The sequence below is a fragment of the Stenotrophomonas sp. STEN035 genome (genome assembly GCF_056759935.1).
Window position 1 is genome coordinate 201,810 of the sequence record NZ_JBRRDY010000001.1, and the last position, 14,894, is coordinate 216,703.

Annotated in this window: 13 protein-coding genes; 10 read left to right on the top strand and 3 right to left on the bottom strand. The window is 63.0% G+C overall.

Features of this window, described 5'->3' with window-relative positions:
• Positions 1-28: 28 nt before the first annotated feature.
• From cyoA to cyoD, 4 genes are read left to right on the top strand one after another with little or no spacing between them, the layout of a single operon-like run.
• Positions 29-1,132 (top strand): ubiquinol oxidase subunit II, encoded by a 1,104-nt coding sequence (gene cyoA, locus ACVOLL_RS00870; protein ID WP_481511133.1) that lies wholly within the window; start codon positions 29-31, stop codon positions 1,130-1,132.
• 2 nt (positions 1,133-1,134) lie between these two features.
• The gene (cyoB, locus tag ACVOLL_RS00875; RefSeq protein ID WP_481511134.1) at positions 1,135-3,132 is read left to right on the top strand and encodes a cytochrome o ubiquinol oxidase subunit I; all 1,998 of its coding nucleotides are present in this window, start codon (positions 1,135-1,137) and stop codon (positions 3,130-3,132) included.
• Positions 3,129-3,767 (top strand): cytochrome o ubiquinol oxidase subunit III, encoded by a 639-nt coding sequence (gene cyoC / locus ACVOLL_RS00880; protein WP_481511135.1) that lies wholly within the window; start codon positions 3,129-3,131, stop codon positions 3,765-3,767. The genes cyoB and cyoC overlap by 4 nt, the downstream gene beginning before the upstream one ends.
• Positions 3,767-4,105 (top strand): cytochrome o ubiquinol oxidase subunit IV, encoded by a 339-nt coding sequence (gene cyoD / locus ACVOLL_RS00885; protein ID WP_282271076.1) that lies wholly within the window; start codon positions 3,767-3,769, stop codon positions 4,103-4,105. The genes cyoC and cyoD overlap by 1 nt, the downstream gene beginning before the upstream one ends.
• A 293-nt stretch (positions 4,106-4,398) precedes the next feature.
• Here the strand turns inward: cyoD and ACVOLL_RS00890 are convergent, their stop codons facing one another.
• A complete protein-coding gene (locus ACVOLL_RS00890) occupies positions 4,399-6,459 on the bottom strand; it encodes a putative bifunctional diguanylate cyclase/phosphodiesterase (protein ID WP_481511136.1) in 2,061 nt (686 codons plus the stop codon).
• Between the two features lie 132 nt (positions 6,460-6,591).
• Here ACVOLL_RS00890 and radA point away from each other — a divergent pair, with 132 nt between their 5' ends.
• Complete coding sequence (radA, locus tag ACVOLL_RS00895; protein WP_481511137.1) at positions 6,592-7,974, top strand: DNA repair protein RadA; 1,383 nt, start codon at positions 6,592-6,594, stop codon at positions 7,972-7,974.
• A gap of 250 nt (positions 7,975-8,224) precedes the next feature.
• On the opposite strand, the gene ACVOLL_RS00900 is transcribed toward radA, so the two are convergent.
• A complete protein-coding gene (locus ACVOLL_RS00900) occupies positions 8,225-9,016 on the bottom strand; it encodes a cytochrome C assembly family protein (RefSeq protein ID WP_481511138.1) in 792 nt (263 codons plus the stop codon).
• Between the two features lie 110 nt (positions 9,017-9,126).
• Between ACVOLL_RS00900 and ffh the strand changes: the two genes are divergently transcribed.
• The 4 genes from ffh to ACVOLL_RS00920 are packed head-to-tail and all read left to right on the top strand — an operon-like array spanning position 9,127 to position 12,876.
• Positions 9,127-10,506 carry a signal recognition particle protein gene (ffh, locus tag ACVOLL_RS00905; protein ID WP_481511139.1) on the top strand — a complete coding sequence of 460 codons (1,380 nt, stop codon included), beginning with the start codon at positions 9,127-9,129 and terminating at the stop codon, positions 10,504-10,506.
• Positions 10,507-10,544: 38 nt separating this feature from the next.
• The gene (locus ACVOLL_RS00910; protein WP_481511140.1) at positions 10,545-10,979 is read left to right on the top strand and encodes a hypothetical protein; all 435 of its coding nucleotides are present in this window, start codon (positions 10,545-10,547) and stop codon (positions 10,977-10,979) included.
• A 32-nt stretch (positions 10,980-11,011) separates the two neighbouring features.
• A complete protein-coding gene (locus ACVOLL_RS00915) occupies positions 11,012-12,085 on the top strand; it encodes an NAD(P)H-dependent flavin oxidoreductase (RefSeq protein ID WP_481511141.1) in 1,074 nt (357 codons plus the stop codon).
• Positions 12,082-12,876: an aminotransferase class IV gene (locus ACVOLL_RS00920; protein WP_481511142.1), complete on the top strand. Its 795-nt coding sequence runs from the start codon at positions 12,082-12,084 to the stop codon at positions 12,874-12,876. The genes ACVOLL_RS00915 and ACVOLL_RS00920 overlap by 4 nt, the downstream gene beginning before the upstream one ends.
• A gap of 18 nt (positions 12,877-12,894) precedes the next feature.
• Here ACVOLL_RS00920 and ACVOLL_RS00925 read toward each other — a convergent pair whose 3' ends face one another.
• A complete protein-coding gene (locus ACVOLL_RS00925) occupies positions 12,895-13,176 on the bottom strand; it encodes an EF-hand domain-containing protein (RefSeq protein WP_481511143.1) in 282 nt (93 codons plus the stop codon).
• Between the two features lie 258 nt (positions 13,177-13,434).
• Here ACVOLL_RS00925 and cls point away from each other — a divergent pair, with 258 nt between their 5' ends.
• The gene (cls, locus tag ACVOLL_RS00930) at positions 13,435-14,886 is read left to right on the top strand and encodes a cardiolipin synthase (RefSeq protein ID WP_481511144.1); all 1,452 of its coding nucleotides are present in this window, start codon (positions 13,435-13,437) and stop codon (positions 14,884-14,886) included.
• Positions 14,887-14,894: the final 8 nt, after the last annotated feature.

Consider the following 14,894-nt stretch of genomic DNA (forward strand, 5'->3'; position numbering starts at 1 on the left):
CGGCTCTCCCTCGCAATTGGATCGACCGATGATTCCGTTGAAAACTCTTGGACGCTTTTTGCGTCCGGGCCTCATTGTCGCTATGGCCGTCATGATGACGGGCTGCGACTGGGCCTTGTTTGACCCCAAGGGCCAGATCGCCCGGGATGAACTCACGCTGCTGATCACCTGTACGGTGCTGATGTTGCTGGTGGTCATTCCTGTGATCGTGCTGACGCTGGTGTTCGCGTGGAAGTACCGCGCATCCAACACCAAGGCCCGTTACGAGCCCAACTGGTCTCACTCCACCGCCATCGAAGTGGTGGTCTGGTCGATCCCGTGCATGATCATCCTGGTCCTGGCCGTGCTGACCTGGCGTTCTTCGCACGCGCTGGATCCGTACAAGCCGCTGGAGTCCGATACCAAGCCGGTGGTGATTGAAGCGATCTCGCTGGACTGGAAGTGGCTGTTCGTCTACCCGGAAGAAAACATCGCCGTGGTCAACGAGCTGACCTTCCCGGTTGATGCCCCGCTGAACTTCAAGATCACCGCCGATACGGTGATGAACGCGTTCTTCATTCCGCATCTGGGCAGCATGATCTACTCGATGGCCGGCATGGAGACCAAGCTGCATCTGGTTGCCAACGAAGCTGGCAGCTATGAAGGCCTGTCCTCGCATTACAGCGGCGCCGGCTTCAGCAAGATGCACTTCACCGCACATGCGGTGAGCAATGAGGAATACCAGGCCTGGTTGGCCAAGGTTCGTGGCGACGCCAAGGTGCTGGACCAGAAGTCCTTCGCCGAACTGGGTGCCGAGAAGAACCACGACTGGTACCCGGTGACCTATTACGGCAGCACCGAGAAGGGCCTGTTCAACACCATCATTGCCAAGCACGCCGGTGAGAATCACCACTTCGGCATGAAGCACGATGGCAAGAAGATGTCGCACGAAGGTGCTGGCCACGAGGCGATGCAGCCCGAAGCCATGGACCACGCTGCGATGGGCCACGACGCGATGGATCACGCCGCCATGGGCCATGACGCTCCTGCCGCCGCTGCTCCTGCTGCCGCCGAGGCTGACGGCCACGCCGGTCACAATGCCAACGAGCCCGCCGAAGCCGCACATGCCGGCCACGGCACCTCGGGAGAATGACGATGCTTGGAAAACTCTCTCTTGATTCACTGCCGCACGATCCCATCGTGCTCTCCACCCTCATCGGCGCGATGCTGGGCGGCCTGGCTGTAGTAGCCGCGGTCACCAAGTTCAAGCTGTGGGGCTACCTGTGGAAGGAGTGGTTCACCTCGGTGGACCACAAGAAGATCGGCGCGATGTACCTGATCGTGGCGTTCGTGATGCTGCTGCGCGGCTTCTCCGACGCGATCATGATGCGTGCCCAGCAGGCGGTTGCTGCTGGCGGCGCTGAAGGCTATCTGCCGCCACACCACTACGACCAGATCTTCACCGCCCACGGCGTGATCATGATCTTCTTCGTGGCCATGCCGCTGATCACTGGTTTGATGAACCTGGTGGTGCCGCTGCAGATTGGTGCCCGCGACGTTGCCTTCCCGTTCCTGAACTCGCTGAGCTTCTGGCTGTTCGTCGCAGGCTGCGGCCTGATGATGATCTCGCTATGGATCGGTGAATTCGCCGCGACCGGTTGGTTGGCGTTCCCACCCTTGTCAGGGTTGGAATACAGTCCAAGCGTAGGTATGGATTACTACATCTGGGCGCTGCAGGTATCAGGCCTGGGTACCACGCTGAGCGGTATCAACTTCTTCATCACCATCCTCAAGATGCGTAGCCCGGGCATGAAGCTGATGCACATGCCGGTGTTCAGCTGGACCGCTCTGGTCACCAACCTGCTGATCATTGCTGCCTTCCCGGTGTTGACCATCACCCTGGTGCTGCTGACCCTGGATCGTTACCTGGGTACGCACTTCTTCACCAACGATGGTGGCGGCAACGCCATGCTGTACATCAACCTGATCTGGATCTGGGGTCACCCCGAGGTCTACATCCTGGTGCTGCCGGCATTCGGTGTGTTCTCTGAAGTGATCGCCACGTTCTCGCGCAAGACCCTGTTCGGCTACAAGGGCATGGTCTACGCCACCTGTGCGATCGGTGTGCTGTCGTTCCTGGTGTGGTTGCACCACTTCTTCACCATGGGCTCGGGTGCCAACGTCAATGCCTTCTTCGGCATCACGACGATGATCATCTCGATCCCGACCGGCGTGAAGATCTTCAACTGGCTGTTCACGATGTACCGCGGCCGCGTGCACTTCACCTCGCCGGTGTTGTGGACGATCGGCTTCATGGTCACCTTCACCATCGGCGGCATGACCGGCGTGATGTTGGCGATCCCGGCCATCGACTTCGTGCTGCATAACTCGCTGTTCCTGATTGCCCACTTCCACAACGTCATCATCGGCGGCGTGGTGTTCGGCATGTTTGCCGGTATCACTTACTGGTGGCCGAAGATGTTCGGTTTCACCTTGAATGAAACCTGGGGCAAGCGTGCGTTCTGGGGCTGGTTCATCGGCTTCTATGTGGCCTTCATGCCGCTGTACGCACTGGGCTTCATGGGTGCTACGCGTCGTATGCAGAGCTACCCGAACATGGACTACCAGCCGTACTTCGTGGTTGCTGCGATTGGTGCTGCGATCATCGCCCTGGGCATCCTGTGCCAGGTGATCCAGATCGCCGTGTCCATCCGCGACCGCAAGAAGAATGCTGACCTGACTGGCGATCCGTGGGATGCCCGTACCCTGGAGTGGGAAACCGCTTCCCCGGTGCAGTTCTACAACTTCGCCACCCTGCCCAAGGGTGAGGAGCTGGACGAATTCTGGCACCGCAAGCAGCGCGGCGAAGCCTGGCAGAAGCCGGCCAAGTACAGCGACATCCACATGCCGAAGAACACCGGTACCGGTGTTGTCATCGGCGCGTTCAGCCTGGTGCTGGGCTTTGCGATGGTCTGGCACATGTGGGTGCTGGCCATCATCGGCCTGGTCGGCATGATCGCCACCTTCATCTACCGTACCTTCGACAAGGACGTGGATTACTGGGTGCCGGCTGCCGAGGTGGAACGTATCGAGAACGAACACCGTAAGCACCTGGAAGCTCAGGGCTTGGTGAAGACCGAGGTGAAGGCATGAGCACGAACGCCCACACGATGACCCACGGTTCCGCAGCGCACGCTGCGGACCATGGCGATGACCATCACGAGCATCACGACACCAGCGAGAACACCGTCTTCGGTTTCTGGGTGTACCTGATGAGCGATCTGCTCATCTTCGCCACCCTGTTCGTGACGTATGTGGTTCTGTCCGGCGGCACCAATGGTGGCCCGTCGGCCAAGGACCTGTTCGAGCTGCCGTTCGTAGCGTGGGAAACCGCGCTGCTGCTGGTGTCCTCGCTGACCTTCGGTCTGGGCATGATCGCCATGCACCAGTCCAAGAAGGGCCTGATGTTCTTCTGGCTGGCCATCACCTGGCTGCTGGGTGCCGGCTTCATGGGCATGGAAATCTGGGAGTTCAACCACCTGATCCATAACGGCCACGGCCCGGACAAGAGTGCCTTCCTGTCGGCGTTCTTCGCCCTGGTTGGTACCCACGGTCTGCACGTGACCGCTGGTCTGCTGTGGTTGGCGGTGATGTTCGTCCAGCTCAAGCAGGATGGCCTGACCCCGCGCAACAAGACCCGCATGGCGTGCCTGAGCCTGTTCTGGCACTTCCTGGATCTGGTCTGGATTGGCGTGTTCTCTGTCGTTTATCTGTCGGGAGCGATGTAATGTCCGCACATGACAATCATGCACACGGTGCCGCTGGCGAGAGCCACGGCAGCGTCAAGTCTTACCTGATCGGCTTCGTGCTGGCTGCCGTGCTCACCATCATCCCGTTCTGGGTGGTGATGAGCGGTGGCATGTCCAGCTTCGCCACCGGCGCGGTGATCGTGGTTGCAGGCATCCTGCAGCTGCTGGTGCACCTGGTGTTCTTCCTGCACCTTGACCGTTCCTCGGCTGCCCGCTGGAACGTCAACGCCGGCATGTTCACCCTGGTGGTGATCGGCATCATCGTGCTGGGCACGCTGTGGGTCATGTGGAACATGAATCACCACATGATGCACTGAGCGGTTTGATCGCTTGATGCACAGCAAAGGCCGCCGCAAGGCGGCCTTTGTTTTTGCGGCCTTTCTGTAGTGCCGAGCCATGCACGGCAAGGGCGTTCCCAACAAGCCATCAGCCAGCCGTGGTTGTGGGAGCGGCGTAAGCCGCGAAGCAGGAATGCCTTCAGGAATCGGCATTCTTGAGATCTGGTGATCCACCAGCTTCGCGGCTTACGCCGCTCCTACAAGCGATTTGAAATTATTGGTGAAGCCCCCGCCGAGCATGGCTCGGCACTACGCGCAGTTGCGGCCTGGCTTCAGCCGTTGCTGCTGATGAAATCCGCTGCCGCCACCGGCCGGCCCAAGTGGTAGCCCTGCAACACATCACAACCAAGTTCGCCGAGGAAATTGCGCTGCGCCTCGGTTTCCACGCCTTCGGCGACCACCTGCAATTGCAGCGTGCGGCCCAACGCGATGATCGAGGACACGATGGCCGCATCCTCGCTGTTGTGCTCCAGGTCGCGGACGAAGGCGCGGTCGATCTTGAGTTCCGTGGCTGGCATGCGCTTGAGATAAAGCAGGCTGGAATAACCGGTGCCGAAATCATCGATGGCGATGCGTACGCCCATCGCGGTCAGGGCTTCAAGCATCTGCAGGCTGGCGTCCACATCTTTCATCGCGGTGCTTTCGGTCACTTCCAGGGTCAGCTGGCGCGGGTCCAGCGCATGTCGCTGAAGCGCGTCATGCACGGTTTCGACCAGCGTCGGCGAGGCGAATTGCAACGGCGACAGATTCACTGCCATCGACCAATCCGTGTTGCCGGCGTCATGCCAGCTACGCAGCTGTGCGCAGGCCGCGTCCAGCACCCATTCGCCGATAGGGATGATCAGGCCGCTGCGCTCGGCAACGGGAATGAACACATCGGGCGACAGCAGGCCCAGCTCCGGATGGTTCCAACGCAGCAATGCTTCAGCGCCATTGGCGCGGCTGCCGCCGGCCGGGAACTTGGGCTGGTAGTGCAGCACCAGTTCATTACGCGCGGTGGCGTGGCGCAGGTCCTGCAATAGACGCAGGCGCTGGCGCGTGCCGGCCTGCATGGTCGAGGTGAAGAACGCGTGGCCGTTCCGGCCGCTGTGCTTGACGTGATACATCGCCGCATCGGCATGCATCATCAACTCGCGTTCGTTGCTGGCATCTTCCGGATACAGCGCGATGCCGATGCTGGTGCTCACCAGCAGCTCGGCATTGTCGATCAGGAAAGGCTCGCTGATGGCGGCGCTGATCTGCTCGGCCATCAGCGCGGCATCGTCGGGCGTATCGATGGCCATCACGATGACGAATTCATCGCCGCCGAGGCGAGCGAAGGTGTCCTGGCTGCGCAGCAAGGCGCTGACTTTTCTGCTGAACTGCACCAGCAGGCGGTCACCGAGCTGGTGGCCGTAGGCATCGTTGACGTTCTTGAAACCGTCCAGGTCACAGAACATCAAGGCCAGGCCGAACCCGCTGCGGTCGGCTTTTTCGATCGCACGCTCAATGCGGTCCTGCAGTAGCACCCGGTTGGGCAGTTGGGTCAGCGGGTCGTGCAGCGCGGCCTGCACTAGCTTTTCATTGGCGTTGGCCAGCGAATGGGCCAGCAGGCCCGTGCGCAGGCGCATCTGGCCGTCGAATACCGAGGCCAGCAGGGCGACCGCCAGGGTGGCAATGGTGGTGACGATGACCAAGCCTGCGAGCAGGTGCGTATCCAGCCCGCCGGCGCTGATGGCGCCGCAGACGCTGCCAGCGGGGAAGCGTGCGGCAGCCATGCCGGTGTAGTGCATGCCGACGATGGCCACACCCATCACCAGTGATGCCAGCAGGCGCATCGGCAACAGGCGGGGCTGCTCATGGCGCAGGCGCTGCGCGATCCACAATGCCGCTGCCGAGGCGCCAATGGCGATCAGGATCGAGGCGATGAACCAAGCAGGGTCGTAGTCGATGCCTGGCTGCATCCGCATTGCCGCCATGCCGATGTAGTGCATGGCGGCGATGCCCAGTCCCATCAGTACCGCACCTGCCAGCAGGCGGCTGACTAGCAGCCGTTGCCGCGATACCAGCCACAGCGCATACATGGAAGCGGCAACGGCGGCGGCCAGCGAGCAGGCGGTCAGGAACAGGTCGTAGCCGACCGGGATCGGCAGCTTGAAAGCCAGCATGCCGATGAAGTGCATCGACCAGATGCCCAGCCCCATCGCCACGGCGCCGCCCACCAGCCAGATGCGTGCAGCCCTGCGGCTTTGGCTGCTGGCAACGCGCGCGGACATGTCCAGCGCGGTGTACGAGGCAAGGATCGCTACCAACAGCGAGACGACGACGAGGCCCTGATTGTAACTGCCGATCATGCGGATTCCTGGAGCATCAAGACGGAGCAGAGCCCCACTTAACTAGCGGCAGCGGCGGCGGGGACTTTAGTTGTCGCAGCCCTTGCGACATCGGTGGGCTATCCTGCGGCGCTGACGCAGATAGGAATTTTCATGGCCAAGACCCGCAGTGCATACGTCTGCAGCGAATGTGGCGCCGAGTACAGCAAGTGGCAGGGCCAATGCACCGAATGCGGTGTATGGAACGTGCTGAGCGAGATCGTGCTCGAGACCGCCGCCTCGGCAAAGGCGCCGGCAGCACGCCGCAGCGGCTGGGCCGGCAAGGTCGAGGCGCCGAAGATCACCGCCTTGAAGGATGTACAGCAGACCGAACACCTGCGGGTTTCCACCGGCATCAGCGAGTTCGACCGGGTGCTGGGTGGTGGGCTGGTGGAAGGCGCGGTGGTGTTGGTTGGCGGTGACCCGGGTATCGGCAAGTCCACCCTGCTGCTGCAGGCGGTGGCCAAGATGGCCAGCAGCTTGCCGGTGCTGTACGTCACCGGTGAGGAGTCGCTTTCGCAGGTGGCTGGCCGCGCCGTGCGCCTGGACCTGCCGCTGGAGGGCATCAACGCGCTGTCCGAGACCGGTGTCGAGAACATTCTGGCGCACGCGGTGAAGGCGCGGCCCAAGCTGATCGTCGCCGACTCGGTGCAGACGCTGTGGACCGAGGCGCTGACGGCCGCGCCGGGTTCGGTCAGTCAGGTGCGCGAGAGTGCGGCGCGGCTGGTCCGCTTTGCCAAGGAAACCGGTACGGCTGTGTTTCTGGTCGGCCATGTCACCAAGGAGGGCGGCATTGCCGGCCCGCGTGTGCTTGAGCACATGGTGGATGCGGTGCTGTATTTCGAAGGTGAAAGTGGCAGCCGCTTCCGCATCCTGCGCGCCTTCAAGAACCGCTTTGGTGCGGTCAATGAGCTGGGCGTGTTCGCGATGGGCGAGAAGGGCTTGAAGGAAGTGCCCAATCCTTCGGCTATCTTCCTGTCCGGTGGCAGTACCCGCCAGCCCGGCAGCTGCGTGATGGTGACCCGCGAAGGCACCCGTCCGTTGCTGGTGGAGGTGCAGGCGCTGGTGGATTCATCGCCGTTGTCCAACCCGCGGCGGGTGGCGGTGGGTCTGGAGCAGAACCGGCTGGCGATGCTGCTGGCGGTGCTGCACCGCCATGGCGGCGTGTTGGTCGGTGACCAGGACGTGTTCGTGAATGTGGTCGGTGGTATCCGTGTGCAGGAGACCGCCGTCGATCTGCCGGTGCTGCTGGCGGTGCTGTCCTCGCTGCAGGACCGGCCGCTGGCGGAGAAGACCATTGCCTTCGGCGAAGTAGGTTTGTCCGGCGAGATCCGCCCGGTGCCCAATGGTGAGGATCGCCTGCGCGAAGCAGCCACGCATGGTTTCAAGCGCGCGATCGTGCCCAAGGCCAATGCGCCGAAGGCCGGCACGGTGAAGGGCATGGAAGTGATTGCGGTGGAGCGGCTGTCGCAGGCGCTGGAAGCAGCGATGGAATAATCGGTGGCTGTAGTGCCGAGCCATGCTCGGCAGGGGCTTTACTAAATGCCTAGTTTGTAGGAGCGGCGTAAGCCGCGAAGCCGATAGCCGATCCGATCCAAAGAGGCCTGCAATTTCATTGCCGCCAGCTTCGCGGCTTATGCCGCTCCTACAAGATGGCGGTGGGCTGATGTATTGCTGGGAAGGCCCTTGCCGAGCATGGCTCGGCACTACCGGGGGCGCAACGCAATGCCCATTGCCAGGGAATGGCTTAGCCGCGGCCCAGCACCAGCTCGATCACGAAGCGGCTGCCGAAGAACGCCAGCAGCAGCAGCGCCATCGCGGTCAGGGTCCAGTGCACGGCCTTGCTGCCGCGCCAGCCGTAACGGCGGCGGCCGATCAGCAAGGTGCCGAATACGATCCACGACAGCACGCTGAGCACGGTCTTGTGCACCAGCTTCTGTGCCAGCAGGTTGTCGACGAACAGCACGCCGGTCAGCAGGGTCAGGGTCAGAAGGCAGAAGCCGACCGTGATCGTGCGGAACAGCAGGGTCTCGAGGTCGGCCAGTGGCGGCAGGGCGCGCAGCCAGGGGCGGAAGTCGCGGCGGCGCAAGGCCCGCTCTTGCAGCCACAGCATGATCGCCAACAGCGCCGCCACGCTCAGCGTGGCGTAGGCCAGCAGCGCAAGCCAGGCGTGGGTGGCCAGACGCCAGCCCAGCAACTTGCTCGGTTCATGGCCGTAGCCGTGGTAGGCCAGCAGCAGGATCGCCGCCATCGGGAACACCACCACGCCCAGTGCTGACATCCTGCCGCGCGCGCCAACCACGGCGGTCAATGCCGCCATGCCCAGGCCTACCAGCGACAGTGCCGCGAAGAAGTGCATGTCCGGGCCGCCAGCGGTGTTCATCGCCACCAACAGGTGGTAACCAGCGTGCAGCAGCACCGCGGCGATGGTAGGCAGCAGCCAGCTGCGTGGGGGTGGACTGCGCTCGCCGGCCAGCCCGCGGATCAGCAGGGCGGTGGACACCAGGTAGAGTGCGGCGGCGATGAGAACGATTGTCATCGATGCAGTTTCGCATACAGGCCCGCTGCTGGCGATCTGAACCGGCGGTGGCGGCGGCTGGCCGTTATACTAACTGTCTCTGTTTCCACGATTTCCGCAGGTTCCGTCGCATGTTCGAGTCACTGACCCAGCGCCTTTCCGGCACCATCGAGCGCCTGCGTGGGCGCGGCCGCCTGACTGAAGAAAACATCCGCGAGGCCACCCGTGAGGTGCGCATCGCCCTGCTGGAGGCCGATGTGGCCCTGCCGGTGGTGCAGGCACTGATCGAGAAGATCAAGGTCCGCGCGGTTGGCCAAGAGGTGCTCAAGTCGCTGACCCCAGGTCAGGCGCTGATCAAAGTGGTGCGCGATGAGCTGACCGCCGTCATGGGCGCGCAGGCCACCGACCTGAACCTCAATGTGCCAGCGCCGGCCATCATCCTGATGGCGGGCCTGCAGGGTGCCGGTAAGACCACCACGGTCGGCAAGCTGGCCAAGCACCTGAAGGAAAAGCGCAAGAAGAAGGTGATGGTGGTCTCTGCCGACGTGTACCGTCCGGCCGCCATCGAGCAGTTGAAGACCCTGGCCGAGCAGGTCGGCGTGCTGTTCTTCCCGTCCAGCCCGGACCAGAAGCCGGTGGACATCGTGCGCGCCGCCATCGACGACGCGCGCAAGTCGTTCGCCGACGTGCTGCTGGTCGATACCGCCGGCCGCCTGGCCATCGACGAAGCGATGATGGCCGAGATCAAGGCCCTGCACGCCGCGGTCAACCCGGCCGAAACCCTGTTCGTGGTCGATGCCATGACAGGCCAGGACGCCGCCAACACCGCCAAAGCCTTCGGTGAGGCGCTGCCGCTGACCGGCGTGGTGCTGACCAAGACCGACGGTGACGCCCGTGGCGGTGCCGCGCTGAGTGTTCGCTACATCACCGGCAAGCCGATCAAGTTCACCGGTACCGGCGAAAAGGTCGATGGCCTGGATGTGTTCCATCCGGAACGTGTGGCCAGCCGCATCCTCGACATGGGCGACGTGCTGTCGCTGGTCGAGCAGGTTGAGCAGCAGGTCGACAAGGACAAGGCTCAGAAGCTGGCCGAGAAGGTCGCCAAGGGCAAGAAGTTCGATCTGAACGACATGCGCGACCAGCTGGAGCAGATGCAGAACATGGGTGGCATCGGCGGCCTGATGGACAAGCTGCCGGGCCTGGGGCAGATTCCCGAGCACCTCAAGGCGCAGGTCAGCCAGAGCAAGGAAGTGCCGCGCATGATCGCCATCATTGGCTCGATGACCAAGAAGGAGCGCCGCAACCCGGGTCTGCTCAATGGCTCGCGTCGTGCCCGCATCGCGCGTGGCTCTGGCACTCAGCCGGCCGACGTCAACAAGCTGATGAAGCAGTACATGCAGATGGAAAAGATGATGGGCAAGCTGGCCGGTGGCGGCATGAAGGGCATGATGCGCAACATGAAGGGCATGCTCGGCGCCATGGGTGGCAAGGGCGGCCTGCCGTTCCGTTGATAACGTTTGATTCCAACCGGTTGAACAGGGAGTGGTGCATGAAGAACAGGATGTATCTGGTATTGGCAGTGTTGGCGCTGAGCGCGTGTGGTGAGGACCGCTCGATCTCACAGAAAGCCGGCAGCGCGATCAGCGGCACCGCTACCGATTTCGTCGCTGGCCTGGGCGAAGGCGTCGACAAACGCATGTCGCTCAAGCTCGATGTGGCGCCGGAAATTGTCAGCAATGGGATGACCGTGACCTTGGGCAAGAGCCGCGGCATGGGCTCCAAGGATGCCTCGGTGTATGTAGTGGCAACCAAGCCTTACAAGGGAGCATTCCTTGCGCGCGCACTGGACGAGTCGGGTGCCGAAATTGGCCGCTCGCGGGTGGAAGTAGATTTCCCCGCCGATGATGCGCAGTATGTGAACTTCACCTTCAACGAAGAGATGGACAGCCAGCTGGTGCGTTCCTACGCCCTCTCGCTACGCTGAGTGGCATAGGCACCGGCGGCACGGTCACCGCCATGCACAACGCCGTCATTTCTGCCCGGACCGAAGCGTTCTGCCAACGCTTCGGTCTTGAACTTCCGATCCTGCTTGCGCCGATGGCCGGCGCCTGCCCGGTGCCGCTGTCTGCCGCGGTTGCCAATGCCGGCGGCATGGGCGCAATGGGCGCCGTGCTGTCCACGCCGGAACAGATCAGCCAGTGGATGCATGCATTTGGCCAGCAGTCGCAGGGGCCGGCACAGATCAATCTGTGGGTGCCGGATCCTGCCCCGTTGCGTGATCCCGCGGCTGAAGCGGCTACACGTGAATTTCTTGCGCAATGGGGGCCGCAGGTCGCAGCAGAAGCAGGCGATGCGGGTCCGGCCGATTTTGATGCCCAGTTCGATGCGCTGATTGCCGCCCGGCCGGCGGTGGCTTCAACCATCATGGGTGTGTTTTCTGCTGCGCAGGTCGCACGACTGCAGGCCGCTGGGATTGCCTGGTTCGTCTGCGCCACCACCTTGAGTGAAGCGCTGCAGGCGCAGGCCGCCGGTGCCGATGCGGTGGTTGCGCAGGGCATGGAGGCGGGTGGCCATCGCGGTGCGTTTGATGCGGCGCAGGCCGAACGACAGATGGTCGGTTTGTTCGCCTTGTTGCCACGTCTGGTCGACCACCTGAGTGTGCCGGTGATCGCCGCTGGCGGCATTGCCGATGGTCGTGGTGTCGCTGCCGCCCTGATGTTGGGTGCCAGCGCGGTGCAGGTGGGTACGGCGTTCCTGGCCGCCGATGAATCCGATATTCCCGCAGCGTGGAAGCAGGCGCTGGCGGTTGCCGAGCCCGAAGCGACGCGCACGACGCGGGCATTCAGTGGCCGACTTGGGCGCGCCTTGGATACAGCTTACGTGCGCGCAGCCGAGGCGGCCGATGCGCCAGCGCCACGGCCCTATCCGGTGCAGCGTGGACTGACCGCCGGCATGCGCAAGCAGGCCGGCGCCGGCAACCAGCTCGATGCGATGCAGGCATGGGCGGGGCAGTCGGCATGGATGGTCAGGCGCGCACCTGCGGCGCAGATCCTGCGCGCGATGTGGGCGCAGGCGCAGACGCGGCCATGACGGTGCTGTTCTGCAACGGGCAACTGGCTGATGCCGGCGTGTTGAGCGCGGCGCTGGTCAATTACGGACACTTCACTTCACTGCAGGTGCGCGCTGGTGCGGTGCAGGGCTGGGCGCTGCACCTTGAGCGCTTGCAGCAGGGCACACGCGAGTTGTTCGAGGTTGAGCTGGATTGCGCGCAGGTACTGGTTTGGCTGCAGCAGGCATTGCGGCAGCTGGATACGCCAGACGCATCGGTGCGGATCACGGTGTTCTCGCGGCAGTTTGATTTCCGCCAGCCACTGCGTGCGGTGCCGGTGGATGTAATGATCGGCATCGGAGCGCCGGCCCAGATTCCGGCGCTTGCGCGCTCTGTGCTGCCGCTGCGCTATCAGCGCGAGTTGGCGCATATCAAACATGTGGGTACGTTCCCGCTGTTCCAGTTGCGGCGACAGGCATTGCAGCGGGGGTTCGATGACGCGTTGTTTATCGATACACAAGGCCGCATCAGTGAGGGCACGACCTGGAACCTTGCGTTCTGGGATGGCGCGCAGGTGTGCTGGCCACAGGCGTCGGCGCTGCGTGGCAGCACCGAGCGTCTGCTGATCGATGGTTTGACCGAGCTCGGTCAGCCACAGGCCCAAGTCGAAGTGCAGTTGTCGGCGCTGGGCCGCTTCAACGGCGCGGTGGCATTCAATGCCTCCGGTATCTGGCCGTTGGCTGCAATCGGCAAACAGCAACTGGAGCAGTCCGATGTGCTGATGGTCCATCTGCAATCAGCATTGGCGCAGACGCCCTGGTTGCCGCTCTGAGGCATTGCGTGAACTAGCTTACTTGGCCGGTGTATGTGGATGGGCGCTGGCCGTGCATTGCGCGTACTCCTGTTGGCTCAGCTTGTGATCCTTGTTGCTGTCGCAGTGGTGCAGTCGCGCAGCAACACCAGGCGGATAGACATCGATTTCGGACAAGGTGACGATGCCGTCCTTGTCTTTGTCCAACTGCGTAAAGCTTGGCAAGGTGGTGTCAGCCGGTGGTGCGGCCAGTGCCAATGAATAGCCACCAGTGAGTAAAACCGCTGTCAGTATCATTTGTGCTGATTGGGACACGCGCATCACGTTCTCCTCGCAGCCGGACGGCCCGGCTGCCTGCCGGCATAGCAGGCACCGGCGAGCCTTCGCGATTGGTGAAGAATTGCGAGCGATGGCGTTTGTCGCAATGCTCGGTTTATCTGCCGTTGGCCCGACAGGGAAGCGCGTGCTGATCACCTAAGGACAGCGGGCATGCTATTGATCTGCCTTGTGCCGTCATGGTGTGGGAGGAGCAGCATGGTATTTGAGTTGGGCTGGCCCCAGGCTCCCATTCAATGGGGGATGAGCGTTCAGGTTTTCATCGCGCACTTGCTGGTTGCTGCGCGTGCGCTGACCCGATCCAATCGTGCCCCGGCGTCGCGCGCGGCGTGGGTGGCGGTCATCATGCTGGCGCCACTGCTGGGCATGTTCGCCTATCTGCTATTGGGCGAAACCAGCATTGGGCATGCGCGTGCGCGACGTTTGCGGCAAACCGTTCGGATGCTGCAGGCGGCGGGCGATCCGCGCGGCACTGCAGCTGTAGAAATCGACGGCAAGGCAGCGTCCTTGTTCGCGCTGGCGCAATCGATCAATGGCTTTGCGCCACAGCCGGGCAACCGGATCGCGCTGCTGGGCGCAGCGCAAGCGCTTGCGACCGCCCCGATGGAGGATTGCCGGGCGGCCATTGATCAGCTGGTGCAGGACATCAGCCAAGCACAGCAGAGCGTGCATATCGCCTTCTACATCTGGCTGGATGATGGTGCCGGCGGCCGCGTTGCCGACGCGGTAGCTGCTGCGGCCAGACGTGGTGTGGCCTGCAGGGTGATGGTGGATGCGCTGGGCTCGCGCGCGTTCAGTGGCAGCCCGCGCTGGACGGAGTTGCAGCAGGCCGGGGTCAAATTGGTGCGCACCCTGGATGATCTGACCCGCCTGCAGCACGTGGCCTTCAGTCGCATGGACCTGCGTGATCACCGCAAGATCGTCGTCATCGACAACCGCATCGCTTATTGCGGCAGTCAGAACTGTGCCGATCCGGAGTTCCGGGTCAAGCCGAGCTATGCACCGTGGATTGATCTGCTGCTGCGCTGCGAGGGGCCGGTGGTGGCGCAGATGCAGCGGTTGTTTCTCAGTGGCTGGATCCCGGAAACCGGCGAATTGGGGCTGGATGCCTATGCGGTGGAAGCGCCGCCGCTGCAGTTCGAAGACGGCTGTCTGGCAATGGCATTTGAAACCGGCCCGGTCACTCGCCACAACGCGATGACCGATATGTTCGTGGCCTGCATCTATGCGGCGCGGCATGAGTTGATCATCAGCACGCCGTACTTTGTGCCGGACGAAGCGCTGCTGCGCGCGATCTGCGCCGCACCGCGTCGCGGGGTGCGCACGCAGGTGATCTTCCCCAAGCGCAATGACTCCTGGCTGGTAGGGCAGAGCAGTCGCAGTACCTATGCCGATCTGCTGCAGTGTGGCGTGGAGGTCTACGAGTATCCGCTCGGCCTGCTGCACGCCAAGTCGCTGACCGTGGATGGCGAGATCGCGCTGATCGGCTCGGCCAATATGGATCGGCGCAGTCTCGAATTGAACTTCGAGAACAATCTGCTGATCGCCGACGGCGCAGTCACCGCCAGCATCGTGCAGCGGCAGCAAGGCTATCTGTCGGTATCCGAGCCAGTGTTGTTGACGCAGGTGATGGCGTGGCCGTTGGCCACGCGTCTGGTGCGCAACGCCGTAGCGATGATGTCGCCTGTGTTGTGACGATTCGG

Coding starts and splice junctions, on each gene's coding strand:
- cyoA (WP_481511133.1), top strand. CDS start 29: ATGATTCCGTTGAAAACTCTTGGACGCTTTTTGCGTCCGGGCCTCATT.
- cyoD (WP_282271076.1), top strand. CDS start 3,767: ATGTCCGCACATGACAATCATGCACACGGTGCCGCTGGCGAGAGCCAC.
- cyoB (WP_481511134.1), top strand. CDS start 1,135: ATGCTTGGAAAACTCTCTCTTGATTCACTGCCGCACGATCCCATCGTG.
- ACVOLL_RS00900 (WP_481511138.1), bottom strand. CDS start 9,016: ATGACAATCGTTCTCATCGCCGCCGCACTCTACCTGGTGTCCACCGCC.
- radA (WP_481511137.1), top strand. CDS start 6,592: ATGGCCAAGACCCGCAGTGCATACGTCTGCAGCGAATGTGGCGCCGAG.
- ACVOLL_RS00890 (WP_481511136.1), bottom strand. CDS start 6,459: ATGATCGGCAGTTACAATCAGGGCCTCGTCGTCGTCTCGCTGTTGGTA.
- cyoC (WP_481511135.1), top strand. CDS start 3,129: ATGAGCACGAACGCCCACACGATGACCCACGGTTCCGCAGCGCACGCT.
- ACVOLL_RS00910 (WP_481511140.1), top strand. CDS start 10,545: ATGAAGAACAGGATGTATCTGGTATTGGCAGTGTTGGCGCTGAGCGCG.
- ACVOLL_RS00925 (WP_481511143.1), bottom strand. CDS start 13,176: ATGCGCGTGTCCCAATCAGCACAAATGATACTGACAGCGGTTTTACTC.
- ACVOLL_RS00920 (WP_481511142.1), top strand. CDS start 12,082: ATGACGGTGCTGTTCTGCAACGGGCAACTGGCTGATGCCGGCGTGTTG.
- ffh (WP_481511139.1), top strand. CDS start 9,127: ATGTTCGAGTCACTGACCCAGCGCCTTTCCGGCACCATCGAGCGCCTG.
- ACVOLL_RS00915 (WP_481511141.1), top strand. CDS start 11,012: ATGCACAACGCCGTCATTTCTGCCCGGACCGAAGCGTTCTGCCAACGC.
- cls (WP_481511144.1), top strand. CDS start 13,435: ATGAGCGTTCAGGTTTTCATCGCGCACTTGCTGGTTGCTGCGCGTGCG.